General features: G+C 42.8%; 13 protein-coding genes and 5 tRNA genes. 6 read left to right on the forward strand and 12 right to left on the reverse strand.

Features of this window, described 5'->3' with window-relative positions:
* Nucleotides 1-25 precede the first annotated feature (25 nt).
* A complete protein-coding gene (gene nirD / locus KIV41_RS04870; RefSeq protein WP_005473845.1) occupies nucleotides 26-349 on the reverse strand; it encodes a nitrite reductase small subunit NirD in 324 nt (107 codons plus the stop codon).
* 14 nt (nucleotides 350-363) lie between these two features.
* A complete protein-coding gene (nirB, locus tag KIV41_RS04875) occupies nucleotides 364-2922 on the reverse strand; it encodes a nitrite reductase large subunit NirB (protein ID WP_285335802.1) in 2559 nt (852 codons plus the stop codon).
* Nucleotides 2923-3398: 476 nt separating this feature from the next.
* Between nirB and KIV41_RS04880 the strand changes: the two genes are divergently transcribed.
* Nucleotides 3399-4934 carry a PAS domain-containing methyl-accepting chemotaxis protein gene (locus tag KIV41_RS04880; protein ID WP_038882814.1) on the forward strand — a complete coding sequence of 512 codons (1536 nt, stop codon included), beginning with the start codon at nucleotides 3399-3401 and terminating at the stop codon, nucleotides 4932-4934.
* Between the two features lie 227 nt (nucleotides 4935-5161).
* Here KIV41_RS04880 and KIV41_RS04885 read toward each other — a convergent pair.
* The 4 genes from KIV41_RS04885 to KIV41_RS04900 all read right to left on the reverse strand — a co-directional run bounded on the left by KIV41_RS04885 (nucleotide 5162) and on the right by KIV41_RS04900 (nucleotide 7943).
* A tRNA-Cys gene (locus KIV41_RS04885) sits at nucleotides 5162-5235 on the reverse strand.
* A 392-nt stretch (nucleotides 5236-5627) separates the two neighbouring features.
* Nucleotides 5628-7409, reverse strand: coding sequence for a citrate lyase ligase (locus KIV41_RS04890; protein WP_252042691.1), 1782 nt, complete (start codon nucleotides 7407-7409; stop codon nucleotides 5628-5630).
* Nucleotides 7410-7663: 254 nt separating this feature from the next.
* Nucleotides 7664-7737: transfer RNA gene (locus KIV41_RS04895), tRNA-Cys, on the reverse strand.
* Between the two features lie 119 nt (nucleotides 7738-7856).
* Nucleotides 7857-7943: transfer RNA gene (locus KIV41_RS04900), tRNA-Leu, on the reverse strand.
* A gap of 498 nt (nucleotides 7944-8441) precedes the next feature.
* Here KIV41_RS04900 and KIV41_RS04905 point away from each other — a divergent pair.
* Nucleotides 8442-9695: a hypothetical protein gene (locus KIV41_RS04905; RefSeq protein WP_252042690.1), complete on the forward strand. Its 1254-nt coding sequence runs from the start codon at nucleotides 8442-8444 to the stop codon at nucleotides 9693-9695.
* 66 nt (nucleotides 9696-9761) lie between these two features.
* On the opposite strand, the gene KIV41_RS04910 is transcribed toward KIV41_RS04905, so the two are convergent.
* The gene (locus KIV41_RS04910) at nucleotides 9762-11603 is read right to left on the reverse strand and encodes an Ig-like domain-containing protein (protein WP_252042689.1); all 1842 of its coding nucleotides are present in this window, start codon (nucleotides 11601-11603) and stop codon (nucleotides 9762-9764) included.
* Nucleotides 11604-12450: 847 nt separating this feature from the next.
* Between KIV41_RS04910 and KIV41_RS04915 the strand changes: the two genes are divergently transcribed.
* Complete coding sequence (locus KIV41_RS04915; protein ID WP_285335804.1) at nucleotides 12451-13389, forward strand: CHAD domain-containing protein; 939 nt, start codon at nucleotides 12451-12453, stop codon at nucleotides 13387-13389.
* A gap of 41 nt (nucleotides 13390-13430) precedes the next feature.
* Here the strand turns inward: KIV41_RS04915 and KIV41_RS04920 are convergent, their stop codons facing one another.
* Complete coding sequence (locus KIV41_RS04920) at nucleotides 13431-15296, reverse strand: methyl-accepting chemotaxis protein (protein ID WP_285335870.1); 1866 nt, start codon at nucleotides 15294-15296, stop codon at nucleotides 13431-13433.
* A 294-nt stretch (nucleotides 15297-15590) separates the two neighbouring features.
* Between KIV41_RS04920 and KIV41_RS04925 the strand changes: the two genes are divergently transcribed.
* Complete coding sequence (locus KIV41_RS04925; protein WP_138940970.1) at nucleotides 15591-16379, forward strand: lipase; 789 nt, start codon at nucleotides 15591-15593, stop codon at nucleotides 16377-16379.
* An 81-nt stretch (nucleotides 16380-16460) separates the two neighbouring features.
* Here the strand turns inward: KIV41_RS04925 and KIV41_RS04930 are convergent, their stop codons facing one another.
* The 4 genes from KIV41_RS04930 to KIV41_RS04945 all read right to left on the reverse strand — a co-directional run bounded on the left by KIV41_RS04930 (nucleotide 16461) and on the right by KIV41_RS04945 (nucleotide 18966).
* Nucleotides 16461-16706: a hypothetical protein gene (locus KIV41_RS04930; protein ID WP_010451657.1), complete on the reverse strand. Its 246-nt coding sequence runs from the start codon at nucleotides 16704-16706 to the stop codon at nucleotides 16461-16463.
* Nucleotides 16707-16843: 137 nt separating this feature from the next.
* Nucleotides 16844-18367: an alpha-amylase gene (gene amyS / locus KIV41_RS04935; RefSeq protein WP_252042685.1), complete on the reverse strand. Its 1524-nt coding sequence runs from the start codon at nucleotides 18365-18367 to the stop codon at nucleotides 16844-16846.
* A 317-nt stretch (nucleotides 18368-18684) separates the two neighbouring features.
* Nucleotides 18685-18758: transfer RNA gene (locus tag KIV41_RS04940), tRNA-Cys, on the reverse strand.
* 121 nt (nucleotides 18759-18879) lie between these two features.
* Nucleotides 18880-18966, reverse strand: a tRNA-Leu gene (locus KIV41_RS04945).
* A gap of 596 nt (nucleotides 18967-19562) precedes the next feature.
* Here KIV41_RS04945 and KIV41_RS04950 point away from each other — a divergent pair.
* A complete protein-coding gene (locus KIV41_RS04950; protein WP_285335805.1) occupies nucleotides 19563-21926 on the forward strand; it encodes a hypothetical protein in 2364 nt (787 codons plus the stop codon).
* Between the two features lie 74 nt (nucleotides 21927-22000).
* The gene (locus KIV41_RS04955; protein ID WP_285335806.1) at nucleotides 22001-22783 is read left to right on the forward strand and encodes a thioredoxin domain-containing protein; all 783 of its coding nucleotides are present in this window, start codon (nucleotides 22001-22003) and stop codon (nucleotides 22781-22783) included.
* Nucleotides 22784-22825: the final 42 nt, after the last annotated feature.

Consider the following 22825-nt stretch of genomic DNA (forward strand, 5'->3'; position numbering starts at 1 on the left):
CAACTATTTGGGCTATGCTGAATATTTACGCGGCGATCTCTACTTTGCCCTTTGCGACACGTGCTTTGTACGATTTCACGCTCATGCGCTCATCTTCCATACATGCACCTGTTGCTAGGTTAAAGCGTTGCTTCTTAAGTGGGCTTGCGACCCATAATTGCTCATCGTGTTCAACAATCAGGCCTCGTGACAGTACATTTGACTGAAAAAACGGGTCCATATTGTTGATTGCAAAGACTTCTTCAGTCGCTCGTGGACGGAAGATGGCGACTTGTTCACCCTCAAACAGTGCCACTACACCAGTTCCTGGGATGATGTCTTCGATGTTGCAAACTTTTGTAAATGCCATGATCTCTTCTCCCCTTAAACCACTTCTACGTGAAGGATGTCACCTTTCGCTTCAGGATGTTTTTCAGTGAATGTAGCCGGGCGATGTTGCTCACGGCCATCTGTCACGAACATAACGTTGTCGTCACGTTCATCAGAGTTCACGAAGTGTGCAAAACGCTTCAGCTGAGTTTCATCGTTGATAGTGTCAGTCCACTCACAGCGGTACTCTTCAACCAACTTCGCTACGTCTGCTTCAAGCTGCTCGTTGATACCCAGTTTGTCTTCCATGATTACTTCACGTAGGTAATCAATACCGCCTTCTAAGTTTTCGAACCATACCGATGTGCGCTGTAGTGGTGCTGCTGTACGGATGTAGAACATCATGAATCGGTCGATGTACTTGATCAGCGTTTCTTGGTCTAGGTCACTGGCTAGTAACGTTGCATGACGAGGCTTCATACCACCGTTACCACAAACGTACATGTTCCAACCTGCGTCAGTTGCGATGATGCCCAAGTCTTTGCCTTGCGCTTCTGCACACTCACGAGTACAACCAGACACACCAAACTTCATCTTATGAGGTGTACGGATGCCTTTGTAACGGTTCTCGATCATTACGCCAAGGCCAACTGAATCTTGAACGCCGTAACGACACCACGTAGAGCCGACACACGTCTTAGCCATACGCAGTGCTTTCGCATAAGCTTGGCCTGTTTCGTAACCTGCTTCGATTAGCTTTTTCCAGATTGCAGGAAGGTCATCTTTCTGCGCACCAAATAGACCGATACGTTGAGCGCCTGTGATCTTGGTGTACAGGTTGTATTCAGCGGCAACATCTGCAAGTGCTGCAAGTGCTTGTGGCGTTACTTCACCACCAGCCATACGTGGAATAACAGAGTAAGTACCATCTTTTTGCATGTTACCTAGGAAGTTATCGTTGGTATCGTGCAGCTTAACCAGAGATGGCTTCAGGATGTGGTCACCCCAGCAAGAAGCAAGGATAGAGCCTGCTAGTGGTTTACACACTTCACAGCCGTAGCCTTTACCGTGTTTCTCTAGCAACTCTTCAAACGATTTAATTTCACCGATACGCACTAGGTGGAAAAGCTCTTGGCGAGAGTAAGCAAAGTGCTCACAAACGTCTGCTTTTACTTCAACGCCCGCTTTTTCAAGCTCAGCGTTCAGCACTGACGTTACAAGTGGGATACAGCCACCACAACCTGTGCCTGCACCCGTTACCGCTTTGATGTCACCAATAGTGTGGTGCCCTTGTGCAACAGCTTCAGCGATTTTGCCTTTAGTCACGTCGAAGCAAGAACAGATAACCGCGGAATCAGGCAGAGCATCTGCGCCTAGTGTTGGTTTTTCTGCGCCTGCATGAGCTGGCAGAATCAATGCGTCTGGGTGTTCTGGTAGGTCGATTTCATTCAACATTAGCTGTAGAAGATCACCGTAGTCAGAAGTATCACCGACCATCACCGCACCAAGAAGCTTCTTGTTGTCTTCTGATACGATTAAGCGTTTGTAAACTTCTTGCTCTTCGTTCTGGTAAACATAACTCTTACAACCAGGAGTACGACCGTTAGCGTCACCGATAGAACCAACTTTCACACCAAGTAATTTAAGCTTCGCTGACATGTCAGCACCTTCGAACTTGCTGTCGTTACCCACAATGTGGTCAACCGCTACCGTTGCCATCTTGTAACCAGGAGCAACTAACCCGTAGAAGGTTTCATTCCAAGAAGCACACTCGCCAATCGCGTAAATGTTCTCATCAGATGTCTGACAGAAGTCGTTAATGGCAATACCACCACGTGGTGCAACATCCAACTGCATGTCACGAGCCAGCTTATCTTGTGGACGAATACCTGCAGAGAATACGATGAAATCTGTCTCTAGTTCAGTACCATCGGCAAAACGCATAACATTACGCGCATCTTTACCCTCAGGAGCGATTTCAAGTGTGTTTTTGCTCGTATGAACCTTAACACCCATGCTCTCGATTTTTTGGCGAAGTTGATTACCACCCGCTTGATCTAGCTGTTCAGCCATCAACTTCGGAGCGAACTCGACAACGTGAGTTTCAACGCCAAGCGCTTTCAATGCACCCGCCGCTTCAAGACCAAGTAGGCCGCCACCGATAACCACGCCGACTTTACTCTTCTTCGCGCACGCTTCGATCGCTTTTAGATCTTCGATAGTGCGGTAAACAAAACAGTCTTTACTTTCACGGCCCTTGATAGGTGGAACGAACGGGAATGAGCCAGTTGCCATAATCAGCTTGTCGTATTGAATTTCACGACCAGTGCTTGAATGAACGATACGCTTCTCACGGTTTACGTTAATGGCACGCTCGCCAATTAACATATTCACACCATGCTTCTCGTAGAAACCTTCTTTAACCAAAGATAACTCGTCCGCTGTATGGTGAGAAAAGTAAGAAGAAAGGTGGACACGGTCATAAGCGACACGTGGTTCTTCACAGAAAACTGTGATCTCATATTGAGATGCATCCGTTTTTTCGACTAAGTCTTCAATGTAACGGTGCCCTACCATACCGTTACCGATAACGACCAGCTTCAACTTGCTCATAATACTTCCTAAGGGTTAGGTTCTTATAACTGAGCGCATTGTTAAATGTGAAAGAAAATTAATACATGATGTAAATCAATTACGGAATCAAACTACCCTAAAGGGGTAGATGATAAAAAACCTTAGCTACAAGAGGGTTTAAGAGTAAATTTGCCACATATTTATGTAGTAAACCGTCACCACCTCACTAGGCTGTTAATAATTTTTAATAAATCAAGTAAAAGTCGTCAAACTAGGCCGTTTTCGAGACACCAATCAGGCAAAAATGAAATTGATAATATTAATTAAATTGATTTGGCAAATAATAAGAATCGATTTCATAGTTTTCACTTTTGTTTATAAATAATCCGCTCAAATTGACTTGTGTCATATGTTGATCTTCATTCCAAATCTAAACTATTGCTTGAAAATCAACAGTCTGAGTTCTTGCTTTTAGCACAACTCTTCTAACCAACAGTAAAAATAGAACGACTAATATGCTCAACAAGGAATTTAGCGAAGCTGCCAACTTGATCTCCACAACCGATCCTAGCAGTCATATCACCTATGCAAATAGTGACTTTTGTGACATAGCTGGGTATGAAGATCATGAACTCATTGGCAACCCACACAATATGGTTCGTCATAAAGACATGCCGAAAGCCGCATTTAAACAAATGTGGGAATATCTCAAAGCTGGTAAGAGCTGGATGGGGCTGGTAAAGAACCAATGCAGTGACAACGAGCACCACTATTGGGTTTCCGCATTTGTAACGCCAATTCGAGATCCTCAAGGTAACGTGATTGAATACCAATCGGTTCGGTCTAAGCCTTCCCAAGAACAAATCCTACGCGCAGAAAGCCTTTACAAACAAATCTCACACAATAAAGCGAAAGTAAGACCTCGCTTCAAGTATCACCTTATAAATGCTATTGGCTTACCTGCCCTTCTGGCTTCCTTACTCGCTTTAAGCGTGATGTCAGCAAACTGGTTACTGCTAATACCAGCTCTACTTGCGTTACTACTTTGCGGGAATGCTCTCATGCAAAAGAAACGCTTTGACGATCTGTCTGAGCTAACAAAGCAAGCGTATGAAAATGAGTTAATGGAGTACCCATACACGAATCATAAAGATGACTACTCACGCATTGAGTTGGCTTTAATGATGCGCAAAGCTGAGCTAAGAGCAGTTTCAGGTCGAGCGAGTGAAACTTCAGGGAAAATATTGGCATCAGCAGAAGATGAATTCGGCACCATACAGAGTATTGGTCAAAGCCTTCAGCAACAATGTAGCGAAACTGAACAAGTCGCAGCCGCAGTTGAAGAGCTGACTAACTCCATCAATGAAGTTTCAACGGCAGCTACTGACGCCTCTCAACTAACCGAACAAGCAAATGCTGAATCACAGAAAGGTTTAACGAGCATAGAACAGACAATATCTGAAGTGGACGCCTTAGATGAGGAGCTTACTCGTTCGCAATCTATCATTAATCAGCTTTCCAATGACAGCCAAAAAATAGACAGCATTTTGGAAGTCATTACTGCAATTTCCGAGCAAACTAATCTACTGGCCCTCAATGCTGCAATTGAAGCAGCAAGAGCCGGTGAAGCTGGTCGAGGTTTTGCAGTCGTTGCAGATGAAGTGAGAAATCTTGCGTCGAAGACTGGCTCTTCTGCTAGTGAAATTCACTCTATGATTAAGCAACTGCAAGACACTGCCAACCTTGCGGTCGAAGCAATGCAAAAAGGTAATGAACTGTCGAATAACTGCAAGGAACGAGCTGACCAAACGGGTGAAGTTCTTCGAATGATTTCGGCTAAGCTTGACTCTGTAACTGATAGTAGTCATCAAATTGCTACCGCAGTAGAACAGCAAGCTTGTGTGACACAAGAGATCAACCGAAACGTCATCAACATCAAGCAGTTAGCAGACGACACATCAGAGACGTCAAACACTTCAATTGAGCGAACCAGTCAGCTTGTCGACAGTATCGAAGCAATGCAGCGCTTAATGACTCAATTCAACCGCTAATGAAACGAAGGGCCTGAATCATATAAGGCCCCTCTTTTTTGCCTTCAGAAAACATTCCTATATCTATTGCCTAGCTAGAGACATAGTAATAACGCAAAAGCAAAGAACTGCTCGGTTTTGAACGCTGTTGTTTTGGGGCCATCGATGCAACAAAGTTAAGGGTGAAACAAAGTTATTGCTTGATACGTAGCGACAGATCAGTTGGTGAATAAAATGGAAAATTTAGATGGAGGCGCCTCCCGGAATCGAACCGAGGTCCACGGATTTGCAATCCGCTGCATAGCCACTCTGCCAAGGCGCCATCTTTGAGTTTCGTAGAGAAACATTTGAAAAGTTGTCTCGGGACTTCCCCCTAGAACAGGCGTGTACTTTAATGATTTATTTCGTTTAGTCAAAGATTAATTTGTTAAAAAAGAACGTTAGCTAAAAAGACCATCAAGATGGCGACTTTGCATACAAGCTCCGTATGCCTTTAGCACTTTGTCAAACCACTAAGCTTCAACTCTCCCGCCAATAACGATTACGACCACTAAAAATCTGCCGTGCTGTCGTGTGAAAAACAAACTAACAAATGCAAAAAGCCCCGTCATCACTGACGGGGCCTAATAATTCTATATATTCGAATGGAGGCGCCTTACCGAATTTTATTGTTCTCAAGCACTAAGAGCTCTATCAAATCGGGCCCAATTACATTTAAAAGTTTGCCTTTAAGAAGCGATATGTAGCCTCAGGAACAATTGGTTTAATCGATTGAAAATCTTGCTCCTTCAAATAAGCCCTTACTTTCGAAGCACTTATCACCTGCCCACCTGTGGATATACGATCGATTATTTCAACTTCTATACCATAGCCTGGTAGTAATTCTTGCATCTTGTCATTGTACTGCTTTGTAATCATACAATTGGGTTCATCGCCTAGAAATATTTTGCCAATATTAAGTTTCTTTGCAATATACTCACAAAAGAACCAAGCTTCCATTGACGCATCTGCTTTAGCTTCTTTAGTATCTTTTTCAAAGTAATCTGGATACGTCAACTCTGTACAAATGAACCGGCCTCCCCTAAGAACAGTCACATTCTCAAGATGATTTGTAGCTTCGCAGACTAACTTCAAGCGATCTTCAAATTTGAAAAAGGATTTATCTTCTTCAATTACAAATACGAATAACTCATCAACATCTCCCGCCGCATACTCTAATAGGTGTAAATGTCCTAGCGTTATCGGGTTACAATTGACCGCAACACTACCTACCTTTGTGCCTTCTTTTGGTACATGCTTTTCTAATAATGAAAGATAACTCTTCATTTCGCATGACTCTAACGACTGAGCTGTGTGTCTATATAAGCAGTATTTTAAGTTATCTAGAACTTGAAGCATCTTATGACAAGGCTCTCGATAATTAGCTACATCTCGGTTTATCATACTCGGTATAATTTCATTGACAATAGACTTAGCTAGTATTGAGTTTCCACTTGGAGAAAAATGACATTGGTGTTTTGTCAAATCAATAAAAAAATCTCGACCTCTATCTAATTTATTTAGATCAATATTAAAAATATATTCATTTTTAGCCCTATTAAACTCGTCATAGTCAAAAAACACAACAATATCGTTTTCTTTTATGTCTGTTTGCACTAAGTTATTAATTGCAAGAATCAACCGCATTCCCTGAACTCCATAGTTCTCAACCTTGATATCGCTATAACTTTTATTCAGTTCTCTTTGAATTATACTGGTTATCGAATCTTCATCTCTAGAGCCAATAGAAAATGTCGTTGAAGTACCAAACACCAATACACGGCGATTGAAAGATCTTGGCTGAGAAGTCGTCACTCTACTACCGCCTTGCACTGAAACGCATGGGTTTTCAAAATCTCGCAATACAACTTTGGTCGATTTTACGACGGGGGAAAATGAGTTAAATAGATCGGATATTTTTATATCATTGTAATTTCTATACACGTATTTAATGTAGCTAGGGACTCTATCACTTTCCCCCCACTTATATCTACCTTTAGTATATAGATCAGGATTGGATATTAGCTCTTTTTCTTCTATAGTTTTGTTTTTTAGCCGTTTACCCTTTCCTGAAATACCAATAAGGCAAGGAATCGCTCCTTTACTTAACACATAATCCTGAATGAATTTTATTTTATCAAAATCACAAATGTTAGAGTCTAATGCACCAATTAGGGAGACTATATCATCAGGAATCGGGGTTGGGTCATCAGCGATATCGACAGGCCGAGTGGCATTACTTAAGATGTGTAAATTTTTTAAAATGTAGTAGTAATCAGCTCTTGAACCTGACTTATACACTGCTTCAGCATGCTTAACTGAGTTTGTATAGTCTCCTAATCTGCTATACAAACTCGCTAGCTTAGTATTTCGTCGGATGGTGTTTTTTGAAGTGATTAAATCTAAGGATCGATATTTTAAGATTCTCAGTCTCGCTGAAAAGTCAATGATGTTCATTTTTACTACTAATAATTACAGATAATGTATGTCAAAACAGCATTATACATTATATGCAACAAAATTAATGTATCGTTTTGTAATAATGACACTACAAACCAATACATCTATGTATAGTTTCACCATTCAGTAGGTAAAGACTACTCTGCTAACCTATGTGCTATGAGGCTCAGTACTGCAATATACTTTTAAGTCGCTTAGACGAAAAAAGCCCCGTCATCACTGACGAGGCTTAATAATTCTATATATTCGAATGGAGGCGCCTCCCGGAATCGAACCGAGGTCCACGGATTTGCAATCCGCTGCATAGCCACTCTGCCAAGGCGCCTTACCGAATTTTATTGTTCTCATATAATGAGGAATGGTGCCCCGACCGGAATTGATGGTCCGACACTCGGCCGGTCAACTAGACGGAAGGATTTTCAATCCAAACACTAAAATAGCTGATGGTGCCCCGGGCCGGACTTGAACCGGCACAACGCGAACGTCGAGGGATTTTAAATCCCTTGTGTCTACCAATTCCACCACCAGGGCAACGCAATCAATGCGATGGTAACACCATCTGCTCTAACGACCTTTGCCGCGAGAACGAGGCGTACTTTAACGCAATGAATTTTTAGGTCAACCGTTTATTTTATCTTTTTTATTCATATGCTTAAAAAGCAACCCAGCATGATCGCTATTCATACAATCGGTATAACATTTATCCATCTACTTCTGTTTGGTACTGTGTGAAGCCGTAACACACGCTCTGTCCAGAGTCAGTTACACTTTGTTCACTCAGTGAACACCCGCACAAGCCCTCGATTTAATTGTTTTTATTCAAGTACTTAGTACTCCTGTCAAATAGATCCCTTCAGCCTTGGGTAGACAAACTGTGCAAAGGCAAACACACCCCAAATAATTAGCCCCACAAAAACAACCACTTATACATGGAACACTCTATGCTATGACTCCGGTGCAGTATCGAACTTATTTCTGAAAGAACAACGATGCGGTTGTATAGCTCGCTCTATACCCGCCGGAGGTTTTATGAAAGAAACAAACAATACGCGCTGGTACAATATGGACTTCAGTTGTACCAGTTCTCTGAACACAAAACTGATCAAGTTACTCACTTCGCTTTTGGTCTGTTGTGCGTTTTTAGCATCGCATAACGTCCGAGCCGAAGCCGGTCCTCCTTCAGGTCAAGGCGTTCAACCAGTTCAATACAACGGTAATCCTACCTGTGCTGACTTCTATGGAATACCAGACCTCGAAGAATTCAAAATAGAACCTGTTGCAGATGGTGTCTATTCTGACGGTGAACTAGAAGTTGCAATATCGGTACAAGAAGGGGCCAAAACGTTTTCTTGGGATCAAGGTTCAAGTCCAGTCATCATTCAAGGCATCTTTGTGAAAGGTGGCCCAACCGGTAACTTGTATGAGTATTTCTCAGATGGCATTTTAGTTAATAGCGATACCGGATTGCATTCCCCTGTGCGTCGAGGTGATAATTATTATGGTTTAAGCCACATCTCGTTTTGTTACACCCCTGGTAAACCTGAAATCAAAATCACTAAAGTCTGTACGTTTAACAACATTGTTAACGGCGACTCCTTACAATATGACTACGAGCTGAAAGTCGAAAATACTGGTCAGTTGCCTCTTTACGATATTAAAGCAACCGACACCACTGCCGTTGAAGAAGACCTTGATAACGGTGTTCATATGTTTGAACTTGCGACGCTTGCCGTTGGCGACTATCAAACATTTAACGGCACCTTTAGAGTCGCTCAGAATGGTATAACCAACTACGCTGAAGTAACGGCAGCACTTGCTGGTGGTGGAGAGGTTGCAGTTTCAGACAATGCCGATTGGGAATGTCCAAATCAAAACATTCCTGGCGCGTTAACACTTCAAAAAGAGTGTAACGTAATTGTCGTGAACCGCTTTGCAAACACAGGTATTCATGAGTACGGTCTAGAAGTCAATTACAATGGTAGTGTTTGTAATACATCGGAAATTACCATAAATGACGTTGTTGTAATTGATAACAAAGACTCTGATCCTATCCTTATCGGTACACTGGCACCGGGAGACTGTGAAGACTTCTCAGGCAACTATGAACCCGTACCGGGAGAAGCTGATGGACTGCCTCTTGCGGGTGGAGATGTTCCGCCATTTGCTGACACGGTGGATGCTATTGGTGAAACCGTCTTTGGTGCAACAGTACAAGCAATGACTGCCTATGCTGAATGTACTCTATGCCCAACTTGCCCAGAACCTGTTCAATGTCCTGAATAAAGACTGAGGCTGGTAAGCCAAAAGAATAAATGCCCGACATATCATATGCCGGGCATTTTAACTGAGTTACTTATTGTTGCCTTTACCTGGCTTAGATCCGTTGCCACCACCATCTGATGACTCTTGCAAAGTGATACTAACCCATGCGGTGGAGCTACTTTGACCGTCGCTTATGGTGTAGCTGAAGCTGTCCGTATTTTTAAATCGCTTTTCTGGCGTGTAACGGAAGGTTCCATCAGACAATAATTCAACTCGACCCTTACTTGGGCTAGTGTATGAAACAATAGAAGCCTTCGTTTCCTCATCAATCACATCGTTGCCAAGTACATCAATGGTTACTGGCTGCTTTTGTGTTAGCACAACGCTATCGTTAACGGCGCTTAACTCGGGAATTGTTCCAACCTCTTCAATCACAGTGTAAGTCACTGTTCCTGTCGCACTAGCACTAGAGTCTTGGCTATGCAAAGCGGTCATGCCGATCGAATAGTCTTTTGTAGCTGCGTTACTCGCTGAAGTCACAGTCAATTGCAATTGGCCAGACTCCCCCGGAGCTAAGGTTAATTGTCCATTTGTAGCTTGCCACCCACTTGGTACAGTCGCGTTCACGGAAAACGTCGTATTCGCACAATCTGCACTATCTTGGTTAGTGACAGCGACTTGATACTGCACACTTTCTCCAGCATAAACAGAACTGTCTGTTGTTGCTGTTGCTTTGAGTATTGGCATATGGGTAGTACAAACCTTGTCATCACCACCATTGCCTGGATTTCCGAAATGAATGTTCACTTCAGCCATGCCATTTGCAGCACTATTCAAAGTCATGGTGACACCTGAATCCGGGTCAGTGTATGTTCCACCTACAGGCATTGCTGGATCAAACCAATCATTTCGACCAAATACAGCCTTGTACTCAGAATCTGTTTTAAAATGAAGAAGGTTGCTGCTACGTGCATCACCATCAGTCGCACTGCGGATAATGATGCCATCCGTCACATCACCACGGTAGAAAGAGTACGAGCGATCATCAAGAAAATCATCAAAACCTACAGACTGGCGATATTCAATGTAGAACCAACGCATCATTCCTGTCGTTGAATCTAAACCACGAGGCACTTTTAGTGTAATCGGCTGATCACTTTGCACCTCATAATTTGCGATTGAATAGTTACCGTCTTGTGTTACTTCAACTGTCTTGCTTGAATGCTCACCATCTAACCATCCTAACTGCTCTCGTTGGAATGTGTTGAAGTACCCGATATCAGGGCCACCCATGACATCATAGGTGTCACCATATTCACGAATTTCACATTGGCTACCCAAGGTTTCATCACCACAATCTAAAGCGCGAGAGTGATGCAAGCCAAAGTTGTGTCCAAGCTCATGCGTAATGTTGGTTGCGGAAAAATCTCCGTTAATGTGAGCTCTTGAAGGTATACCTTGTAGGGTTGCAGAGCCAGCGACACCACATGCTGTTTTTGTCATGAGGTAAATAATGCGGTCGTAGTTCGCCAAAGGAACGCCAGCCGCCACCGCTTTATCATCAGCAGCATTTTGCACAGCTGTAAAGTCACAAACCTGATTTGAAAGCGGTAAAGTGAACCAACCTGCCACCTCACCAGATAACCAAGTTTGTTCAAAAGATGCTTCACGGTAGAAATTGTTTATTTCACCGAATACAAGACTCTCGGCTTGAGCGATGCTAATAGGTTGCTCGTTTGGGTTTTCTTGGAAGTTAACCAGTAGAACCAATGTTTTTTGTTCACCTTTCGTAGGCAGCATATCACCTGCGAACGCCGAAAATGTAGAGATACTAATTAGTGCAGCAACAGAAACTGCAACTTTTCCTTTTGCTCTCAGCGCTAAGCCTGAAACAAAACTTAAGACATTGGTAAAGTTGAATAAATTCAATTTATTAACCTCAAATTTAGCCTTTTAAATATATAAAGACAGAATGCAACTTTAAATTACCGACAGCATTCATCTCCTTTCAAGAAAAGAAAGTAATGAAGATCAATAATCACAATTAAAAATGACGCTTTGATTTTTAACGTCAATATAATTTAGAACACCATTCTAATTAGAATAATGATTGTTGTAGAGTTTATATAATTACATCTATTAGATTTCGCCCACCCACGATAAATTTAAGTCGTCAAATAAATATACGAGTACAGAATTCATCGCGTAACAGACGCGAGGTTTCATTAGCCCCAAAATAGACTGTGCTTGGGTGATTTAAGGTATTCAACACGCAAAAAGACCGGACATTCCGATACTACGGGATGCACTGATACACACCAAGCCCCGCTCGACTTGGGAATACGCCTGTAATCACAAAGGTAGGTTTCTAGTTCGAATCGCCTAGAAAAACTGACTTATTCCACCACTTTATATCCATTTATTAGAATGACTGTAATTCGTTGTGAATGCGATACTAGCAAACTAATAGATTAAATTTCAACCAACCTAGTTATCAATTTTGATAGTTTTTAAATAACGCTTTGCAAATCATGCCTATGCCTAAAAATAAATTTACTTTACTTAACTCGTTATGAAATTGTAATAATATAAACAAGATTATTATGGCACAGATTTAATATCACCTAAATATAAGCCCATAAAAACATTATGTTAGCGTTTAAAATTTATATTTTTATCAGCAGCAATGGGGATAGTGAGAGCAATATTCTAAAATTAATTACATCTATACCCAAGTAACCTCGAGATGCCCGAGTATACACAGGGAGAACTGAACATGAGCGTTAGTCAAAAGCCAGCTTTTGAATTGATTTTGCACACAGAATCGGATTTAACTTTTACCCTTACCCGCTTTTTCGCTCATGAATTCAGTTACGCCCGGCAGCTCGAGCAAGGGGTTAAAGCTGGTGAAAATGTAGAGTTTAATCATCAATACAGGGTAACATTGCGTCGAATCCGCTCTCTTAGCCAACTCTTAAAAGATGTACTGCCTTCTTTTGAACGTCGCTTATTAGCCCACAACCTCAGAAAACTGATGAAGCAAACCAATTACTTACGTGATTTAGATGTCTTTGTTGCCGAAAAATCGTCTTACTTAGACAAACAACTCGAGTATCAAGGCGCACTAACATCTATATTCGATCATATACAGCACTCTCGGGAGATAGAGCAAAAACAAGTCTCAGATTGGCTCGAGACAGATTGCTACAAAAAAACCTGTGTAATCATTGAAAATAGCCTGCAAAGAGCAAGCTCTCATGAAAGTCTTGAGACAGAAATGGGGACTTTAGAATATGCCAATCAGAAGATTTCACTACATGCGGACAAAGTCTATAAGCTAAGCCGTAAACTAGGAGCACAGAGCTCTGACGACGACATTCATAAACTACGCATCGAATGTAAAAAGCTGCGTTACTTACTAGACTTTTTCACCAATCTGTATCCAAAGAAAGCACACAACCAGAACATTCATCAATTGAAGCTTATGCAGAATCGCTTGGGCGACTTTAACGACAGCGTAACCCAAATTGCGTTTCTATCTAGCCTCAAATCCAAATATGATCTCGGCAAAGAAGGCACACAAACAATACGTTCCCTGATAAAACAAAAGAAAGTGCTTCGTTCTAAACAAAGAGCGAGCGCTTTGGATGTACTAAAACAGTTTAGAAAACGGGTGGAATCAGTCGACTTCTTGTCCATTTATAAAAACAAATAAGCCGAGATCAACCGATCTCGGCTTATCGTGAACAACTGAAATTACAACTTAAAACGCGATAGCTCTGACTTTAAGTTATTAGCTAAGTTGTTTAGCTGTTGCGCTTGTCCAACGGCCTCTGTCGCATCACTTGCCATCACCTCGCTTACTTCACGAACTGACTCCGTATTGGCGTTAATTTCCGCAGTCACCAACGATTGTTCTTCTGCCGCAGACGCTATCTGCGTCGCCATATCGCTGATCATCTGAATAGCATCACGGATTTGTGACAAACTCTCACCAGCTAAATCAACATCGTGAACACTGGTTTTCGCCATATCATGACTTTGTGTCATCACCTTCACAGCACCGTCTGTCGCTTGTTGCAAACGTTTGATCTTATCTTCAATCTCTTCTGTTGAAGCATGTGTACGTTGAGACAACACACGAACTTCATCTGCCACCACAGCAAAGCCTCGTCCCTGCTCACCCGCGCGAGCGGCTTCGATAGCAGCATTTAATGCCAGTAAATTGGTTTGCTCAGCAATTTCTCGGATTGTCGCCAGAATGGTTGCAATCTGATTACCGTGCTCTTCAAGCTCGCTAATAATTGAGACCGCACTAGTCAGTTCATTCGCCAGTTCGTTGATTGATGCTTGGCTTTTCTCCATTTGTTTGAAGCCCTGATCACTCAACTCTACTGAATGGCTTGCACTCTTCGCCGTATTATCCGCATTGGATGCAATTTCAGCCGTGGCCGTCGCCATTTCTGTCACCGCCGTGGCGACCATTGTGATCTCATCTTGCTGCCTACTTACGCTTTCATTACGCTTCGTTGCACTTACGTTGGCACGATCGGCGCCTTGTGTCATCGCCGTCGAAACCTCGCTTACGTTTTTCATCATTTGACGTAAGCGATCCACAAATACGTTAAACTTCTCAGCTAATTGACCAACTTCATCTTGGCTAGTGACCTCCAATCGACGAGTTAAATCTCCCTCGCCTTCAGCAATATCAGCCAGAGCCTCACTTACACGACCAAGCTCTACTAACTGACGCGCAACGAACCAAGATGTCGCAATCGCCATGACGATTAGTACAATCAGCCCTGTTGTAATTTGGCTACTCAGCATGTCAAACAAAGGTTGCTCTAACACGCTTTTGTCCATTTCAATCACGAGTAACCAATCCGTATTTTTGATTGGCTCTGCCATCACAACTTTGTCTTTACCATCAACGGTAGTGAAGATTGTACCAAGATTTTGTGACGCTTGATTTAGGCTATCAATATTTAGCTCAGGTGCAATCTCAGAGACTTGTTTCAAAATAAAGTCTTTGTTTTTGTGGGCTACGACCGTACCTTGACGATCTATCAGAATAGCGTGACCATCACCTGGGACTTCAATCGCCAATACGTCCTGAATAAGCTTATCCAACGCTAAATTGGACGCTGCAACACCAATGATTTGACCACCTTCCATAACAGGGTCAGTAAGCGTTACGACCAAGGTTTGCATGGTGACACTAACATATGGCTTCGTTGTAATTGCTTTGTTCTCCGCCAATGTTTGTTTGTACCAACCACGAGCTCTTGGATCGTATCCCGCTTTATTTAATGATGGGTCATGGCGAAACATCTCCCCTTGCTTGTTTCCGTAATAACTAAGGCCAAATCCGCCAGAGACTAGGGTCTGACGTAAATGAGGAACAATGTCCAATGATGGATCAAGTTGGATCTGTTGCTTCAAACCATGGACAGCCTGCTTTTTGTCATAGAACCAATCGCCAATACCTTTCGCATTCGCTTGCAAGATATTGCGACTCTCACTTTCTATCGCTTGCCAACTATTACCTTGAAAAGTCTTATAACCAATGAAAAGAAGAATCGCAGATGTGATTGCAATTGCCAAAACCACAGAGAAAACCATTTTTCTCTTTAGACTTAATTGCATAAATAGAACCTCTTATAAAACCACTGACAAAAGATAATCCTCTCATCTATGCAACTGGTTTTCAGCGATATAAACCCCATATCAATTCAATCAATTACATATAGTTCACTGGTTTGTGATTTGCATTCAATTACAATCGCTTATGAACATACCAGCCTGTTTAATCATGTATTAGCCAACACCTTAAAGTGGTTAAAATTCACTCACAGTCATGTCTTTTTAATATTTCAGTCTTAGAGTTTGTCATTGACACAAACAAAGAAGTCTTAAGTGAAACCTTTAAAACGATACCAATACGAACGCTACGCTGTACTGTGCAATCTCGCTTACCCTAGAGTGTTTAAGCAGACTCGCTATGGGTTTGATCCTAATGGACAGCGAATCATTAAAAACCAGTTTGGCAAAACCATGATCCGAGTATTGTGGAGTAAAAAGAACACAGAAGTAGTTGTAGTAATAAAAGGGTCGCACAGCATTACTGATTGGTTATTGAACTTTGCCATGTGGACTCGTAGTTGCAAACGCTTGGGACTTCCCTATCGCATTCATGCAGGTTTTTACCATTTGTTATTTCAAGAAAGCCAACCATCACGAAATGAAGACCGTCTCGGTTTAAGCGTCATTGAACGACTAGAAGCCACTGTTGTTCCACTAATACTTCAAGGCAAGCGAATAACCATTACTGGGCACTCTTCAGGAGGGGCGATTGGAAGTGTGTTTGCCGATTACATCGAACGTAAGTATCCAAAAAGCATTAAACGAGTGGTGACATTTGGACAGCCCGCTATTGGCGATTGGATGTTCAAAAATCACTATCGTTTGGGGCACAAAACCTATCGGATCTGCTGCGACATCGATATTGTTACTTTTATGCCACCAATACCGTTCCTCTATTGGCATGTGGGTAAATTGCTTTGGCTCTATAACGGGAGAATTTACGAGAACACACCAACATTAATACGTTTAGGGCGCTCGTTGGTGAGTTGGTTGATTCGCCCTTTCTCCTATCACCTAATGAGCAAGTATATTCGTAACAAAGACTTTTTTGATGAGCGGTAGTCCAGTATGACACTTCATTGGCACGAGGAGCAGAAACGAAAAGAGCCAGCATTGAGCTGGCTCTTTTTGTCTTAGTAAGAATTACAAGGAAGCAATTTCTTTATCAAGTTGGTACTTGTTGTCGGTAACGATGCGCTCTAATACTTCAACACGCTGTTTGAGCTCAGCAACTTGCTTGTTCAAACCATCTCGCTCTTCTTGACTCATCTGGTTGCGCTCGGAAATCTCAAGCGCTCTTACTTCTTTACGATGATTGAGAATCAGCTTAACGATACCACCACCAAATATTGCACCAAATACAATCGCAACAATCAAAACGTCAGCCATAGATTCCTTTCCTTAATCTGCCTATCGATAATGCTCAGGTATAAAGTTACGCATTTGTTTTATGAATATCAAACAAGACATTGATTAAATGCGAACTATTTTCGAAATTGGTCACAACTGTAATTCAGTCTCAAGCGTTATTTAACGCTCACCCACACAGAAACCGAGCCACCGTTTACCGGGAACTCAGCCCAACCATTTGCGTCAGTCCAAACTTCTTCCGTACGAATTCCAAGCTTATCAACATAGCGAGTACTTGGTGAGCCCGTGTACATCCATTTCGTTCCACCAGGGCCATCACTCATAATGACAGCCATTGAGTTCGGATGTTCTGCGTCTCCTTCGCGCGTCCAACCAATCACATCCCAATGATCTAGGTAAGAGTGTTGTTTACCATAGGCGTAATCTTTACGAGCTTTAACTAGCTCTTCAATGTAAGGCACCTTAGCCATATTGATGTCGTGCCCTTTGTCACTGTATTGCGCGCCATAGTAATCGGCGTAGAAAACGGATGGGTAACCTTCTTCACGTAATAAGATGAACGCATAAGCGAGCGGTTTGAACCACCAATCGACTGGAGACTCTAATGCTTGTAGAGGTTGTGTATCGTGGTTCTCAACCAATGTTACCGCTTTCACCGGATTGTCCTTCATTAAGGTACCATCCATGATTCGGCGCATATCGAAGTTGCCACCAGAGCGTGAAGCGTTATAGAAGTTCATATGTAACGGAGCATCAAACAGTGACATGCTACCAGAAGTCTTGGTAATAAAATTGTGTAGATTGTTGACGTCGTAGTTCCAGTATTCACCGACCGTAAATAGCTCTTTACCCGTTTTCCAACGTAAGTACTCGATCCACTCTTGCAGGTATTGGTATTTGATGTGTTTGACTGCGTCCATTCGGAAGCCATCAACACCAGTCATGTTTAGGTACCATTCACCCCAATCTTTAAGCTCTTGCTTAACCTCTGGGTGATCCATATCTAAATCTGCGTACATTAGGTAGTCATAGTTGCCCTTTTCAGAGCTGACTTCCCAATCCCATGCTTTACCATCCCCTTTAAATTTGAAGATCGCCTTTTCTTGGCCTGCATCATCCCAATCGACACCATCAAAGTGGTACCAAGTCCAATGGAAGTCTGAATATTTGTCGTTACGACCAGGAAAAGTAAACTCGACCCAAGCTTCGATCCATTTATCACCCAGTTCGATATTACGGCTGTTCCAGTCTACACGTTTTGTATCTACCCAGGACTTGCCATCTGCACCACCACGGTGGTTAAACACCACGTCACCATAAATTTGGATATTGTTTTTATGTGCAGCTTTGATGGCATCTAGATATTGATCTTTAGTACCGTACTTGGTTCGAACCGATCTTTGTTGATCAAACTCCCCTAAGTCATACATGTCGTAAACACCATACCCTACATCGTTGCTGCCACCAGCACCTTTATACGCAGGTGGTAGCCATAACGCGGTAAAGCCGTTGTCAGCTAGTGCTGGCGCATTGTTTTCTACTTGCGTCCACAGAGCTCCGTCATTGGGTACATACCAATGGAAATACTGCATCATAGTTCCATTTTGAGCCGCCATTACCGGCGAACTGAGCAGCAAAGTTAAAGGTAAAAGTGTGGGATTAAGGTTGAATTTTTTCATTATTTTTCTCTCACGTTTTAGGACGAAGCCCGGACTTAAAGAGCAGCAAGACAGGTAGTAGAAATCCTACTAACCGTCTGTTGTACAACAAAAAGTTCGGACTACATTCGTGGAGAAATTATCACCAATCACCCTCTACAATTATTGAGACGTGTAACATTTACAAAATCAATAACTAATTGAGTGCAAATGTTGAATCCCGATCAAATAATAAGGGAGGAGACAATAAGTAAACAGCAGAAAGAGGTGTTAAAGCGCGTCAATTCCATTGCGCTAAAACGAAGAAAGCCCGTCATAGTGACGAGCTTTCGAAATAATGGAGGCGCCTCCCGGAATCGAACCGAGGTCCACGGATTTGCAATCCGCTGCATAGCCACTCTGCCAAGGCGCCTTACCGAATTTTATTGTTCTCAAAATAATGAGAGATGGTGCCCCGGGCCGGAATTGATGGTCCGACACTCGGCCGGTCAACTCGACGGCGGGATATTAAATTCACCCACTCAATTTTTGGATGGTGCCCCGGGCCGGACTTGAACCGGCACAACGCGAACGTCGAGGGATTTTAAATCCCTTGTGTCTACCAATTCCACCACCAGGGCAACGCAATCAATGCGATGGCAACACCACCTGCTCTAACGACCTTCGCCGTGAGAACGAGGCGTACTTTAACGGAATAAATTTTTAGGTCAACAATAAATCTTATATTTATCAATCAAATGAACATTAATCACTCTTATCGGGCAACTTACGCTCTAAACGCATAAATATCAACCGTTAAGATCACTCAATCGCAGTACTTTACTGTGTAAACCTACGTGTTAACCTCTCCTCCACAAGACCACTGTGTTTAACGCTGCTATGTAACAGATAAATATCAGTTTTTTCCTTCTCTTTTATAATCACATCATATCGGTGAACAATGTGTACACCTCTTAACAGTTTTTTGGATACAAGCTATTAATTTGGTTCTAAATTTCAATCACTTAAGGTTTGGTTCATTTCTTGCCCTTAAAAGTGCAACCAATATGCAGCCTCTCAGGTGAGCTTTACTAGCGTCACCTCGCGGGTTGTTTGGTCAAGGAATGAGGGCTCTGTTATTAAGCCGCTGATAAGCCGCAAGTTATAGCAAAACACAATGGTGTAATCCGCGTTGATGTAGCCCTCTTGTTCAAACTTTCGAAGAAAAAGAAGGTCAATGATGGAACGATTAATACATAGCAGACTCAACAGGGTGATGAGTATCATCCTTGTTGGCTCGGCAGCATTGTATGGTGTAACGACTCATTCACCAGCTCAAGCAGAGGCATATAACCTCTCGCCAACGGAAAAACTCTGTATGGCGGATGCATATTTGCAAGAGCCGGGAAACTCGTTACCACGAGATGCTTTGAACTGTACCGCTAATGATGTTGAAATTACTAGAGTCATTCCAACGGATCCAAATGCAGAATGTAGCCTCGGAGAAACATTCTCATTTCAAGCCGATGTCACCGTGCGTACGAACGCGAATGAACGATATGACACCACTTTTTATCTTCCTTTAACTGAAGCCAGTCCTCAGGTTGTTCAAGGTGAATTTAGAAACTGTAGTATGCTCCTCCCTGTACCAGGAGGTAGCGGTGAAACTGCTGATGCTCAACTCGATGGGGACGCTTGTGGTGATATCACTAAAGCGTTGGGACCAGATGAATATACACTGGTTGATGAAACCATCACGATGCTTTGTACCGATGACGATGGCGACAACCGTGCCGACTTTACCTACTGTGCGGCGTGGGACAATCAGGAGCGTGATAACTGTACAATTGATGAAAATCCATATGCGGGCCAGATCCCTAACACCAAGTCCAAGTGTAACTGTGACACGTTTAACATTGATGTGTTCATCAAACCAACACCACCAGATATCGTAAAATCTGAAGGGGCGCCTAACTCTCACCCAGAAGCAGGCGGCGAGTTTACCTTTAATCTAAGCTTCACTAACCCTAACGCCCAAACATCGTTATTCATTAGTGCATTAACCGATGAAATTGATATCAATGGTGACGGTAGCTATGACGCAACACTCAATCTTTGGGGTGCAACCTCAGTACCTGGGGTGGAAGACGGTGTTTATCTAACTTCAACTAACTGTTCAGTCGGCGACCCATTGTATGAAGTAGCGCCAAACGCGACTTACAGCTGCCAATTTAGTGTTCACGTGGTTGATAGTGACTTACCTAATGTACCGACTCCTGAGCTTTATAAAGATCTGATCAAGGTGACACTACTAGATAAGAATGGCGACCCAGTTGTTAATGGTGAAACTTGTCCTTCAGGCGTTGGTGACAGCTCCCTTGGCGATCGTTGTAGCGCTGAACGACAAACTCAGATTACCAACGTCCCACCTGCGATTACCGTCGTGAAATCAGCTGACAAAACTGAAGTCCTTGAGCCTGGAGAAGATGTCACATTTACGTTCGACGTGACTAACGACTCTGGCACATTTGATTCTCCTATCGAACTCGTGAGCTTAGTCGACACCATCTATGGTGATCTAAGCGCAATTGGGGCTGAAAGTGACTGTCTTGATACCCCTGTAACGATAGCATTTGGTGCAACATACAGCTGTACCCTAAGTGTCTATGTTGCTGGCGATGCAGGTGATAGTTTCACAAATACAGTTACAGCAACTGCGAGAGATAACGAGAATGACACTGCGACAGGCATGGATTCTCACACTATTTTGGTATTGGATGTACCTTCTATGATCACGCTAGAAAAAACAGCCAATCCAACATCAGTGTTTGAAACGGGTGACAACCCAACCTTGTTCCGAGATGTTGACTACACATTCTTATTCACTGTGAAAGACACCATTGATGGCGTTTCAACATCCGACACCGTGGTCTTCTCCAGCCTGACTGATAACCCATTTGGCGTCCTCACGAATGACTGTATGGTCGATACGAAAAATGGCGGTGACATCGCTCCTACCCCATTGCTTGGATTCTCACTGGAACCAGGCGAATCTGCGAGCTGTACGATCACACTACAAGTTCAAGGTAATGCTGGTGACAGTCACGTTAACGTCGCGACTATTAGCGGTACTGATGAGGACGGCCTCGCAGTCATGGCTATGGATGATGCAACCGTTACCTTCGACCCACTCGCGCCTGATACTGACCTCGCGTTTGCAGTTAGTGGCCTAGTTGTGGTTGAGCTAACCAATGCGTCCGAAGTCGACAATGTAACATTAACCTCACTCACTCTATTGGGCGTCGATGTTGTTGACGGTGCAAGCTCAGGCGGCTTCACCATTCTCAATACACTTGGTGGCACCTATGACGGTGTGTTCTACCCTGCTTGTAACATTGGCCAAGTACTCGAGTACAGCGGTTCTGGTAACAACGTTTACAACTGTGCATTTACCGTTGAACTAAGACCAGGCCTAGAAAATACCGACCCTGTAACGTTCCTAGCTCAAGGTGCTCTAGACGGAATCGTAGCAACCGTAACCGATGATGAAGGTGATGATCTAACCAACTTTATTTCTATCGAAGTAAATACAGTTGAATAGATTCCACTCTCCATTTAAATCTAAAAGGGGCAATGCCGTTGCCCCTTTTTTCAATCCATACAAGGGGGAGCACTATGTCGAAGTATGGAAACCAAATTTACACTTTATTGCTTTCTATTCCTCTGGTCGTCGGATGCCAACCAACAAATGATGAAAGTGTTGAATCTGAGTTAGCCGCATTGAGGCAAGAAGTAAAAGACTTGAAAGCGCAGGTTGAAAGTATTCAATCAGACATTGAGTTAGCTAAAGAAAATGCAGCCAAAGCGGCTAAACCAAAATTCAGAACTTTACCCGATCAAAAAGACTTTGATGGCAATGGAACCATTCCGTCAATGGGCGATAACAACGCGACAATCGCGATCATCGAGTTTTCTGACTTCCAATGCCCTTACTGCAAACGCTTCACCGACAACACATTCACAATGATCAAAGAAAACTATGTCGACTCAGGAAAGGTTAAGTACTTAACAAGAGACTTTCCACTTGGGTTTCATCCACAAGCTAAAGGTGCCGCAATTGCTGCCAATTGTAGCTTTAAGCAAGGTCAGTATTGGCCAATGCGACACGCTTTGTTTTCAAATATGCGCAACTTAAACACCACTTTGTACCAAAAAACCGCAAGCGACTTAAAGCTGGATATCGAAAAGTTCTCTGCGTGCCTTGAAGATCCTCAAATGGCAAAAGATGTAGAAAACGACATTGCCCTTGCATCAACTCTTGGTATTCGGGGTACGCCAAGTTTTGTTGTCGGGCGTATAGAAGATGGTCAATTAGTCGGCGCACAACTGGTTGTTGGTGCACAAGATTATCGAGTGTTCTCCGCGCTGTTTGAAGATCTTCTTAAAGAGCCTAAATAGCCGTTTCAATTAGCACTAATATAAACCAAAAGAGGCAATAAC

This window comes from Vibrio sp. D401a (assembly GCF_030248515.1).
GTDB classification, from domain to species: Bacteria; Pseudomonadota; Gammaproteobacteria; order Enterobacterales; family Vibrionaceae; genus Vibrio; species Vibrio rotiferianus.

Excerpts from the sequence above, each read along its gene's own strand:
- nirD (WP_005473845.1), bottom strand. The coding sequence starts at position 349 with ATGGCATTTACAAAAGTTTGCAACATCGAAGACATCATCCCAGGAACT.
- nirB (WP_285335802.1), bottom strand. The coding sequence starts at position 2,922 with ATGAGCAAGTTGAAGCTGGTCGTTATCGGTAACGGTATGGTAGGGCAC.
- KIV41_RS04880 (WP_038882814.1), top strand. The coding sequence starts at position 3,399 with ATGCTCAACAAGGAATTTAGCGAAGCTGCCAACTTGATCTCCACAACC.
- KIV41_RS04890 (WP_252042691.1), bottom strand. The coding sequence starts at position 7,409 with ATGAACATCATTGACTTTTCAGCGAGACTGAGAATCTTAAAATATCGA.
- KIV41_RS04905 (WP_252042690.1), top strand. The coding sequence starts at position 8,442 with ATGAAAGAAACAAACAATACGCGCTGGTACAATATGGACTTCAGTTGT.
- KIV41_RS04915 (WP_285335804.1), top strand. The coding sequence starts at position 12,451 with ATGAGCGTTAGTCAAAAGCCAGCTTTTGAATTGATTTTGCACACAGAA.
- KIV41_RS04920 (WP_285335870.1), bottom strand. The coding sequence starts at position 15,296 with ATGGTTTTCTCTGTGGTTTTGGCAATTGCAATCACATCTGCGATTCTT.
- KIV41_RS04930 (WP_010451657.1), bottom strand. The coding sequence starts at position 16,706 with ATGGCTGACGTTTTGATTGTTGCGATTGTATTTGGTGCAATATTTGGT.
- amyS (WP_252042685.1), bottom strand. The coding sequence starts at position 18,367 with ATGAAAAAATTCAACCTTAATCCCACACTTTTACCTTTAACTTTGCTG.
- KIV41_RS04950 (WP_285335805.1), top strand. The coding sequence starts at position 19,563 with ATGATGGAACGATTAATACATAGCAGACTCAACAGGGTGATGAGTATC.
- KIV41_RS04955 (WP_285335806.1), top strand. The coding sequence starts at position 22,001 with ATGTCGAAGTATGGAAACCAAATTTACACTTTATTGCTTTCTATTCCT.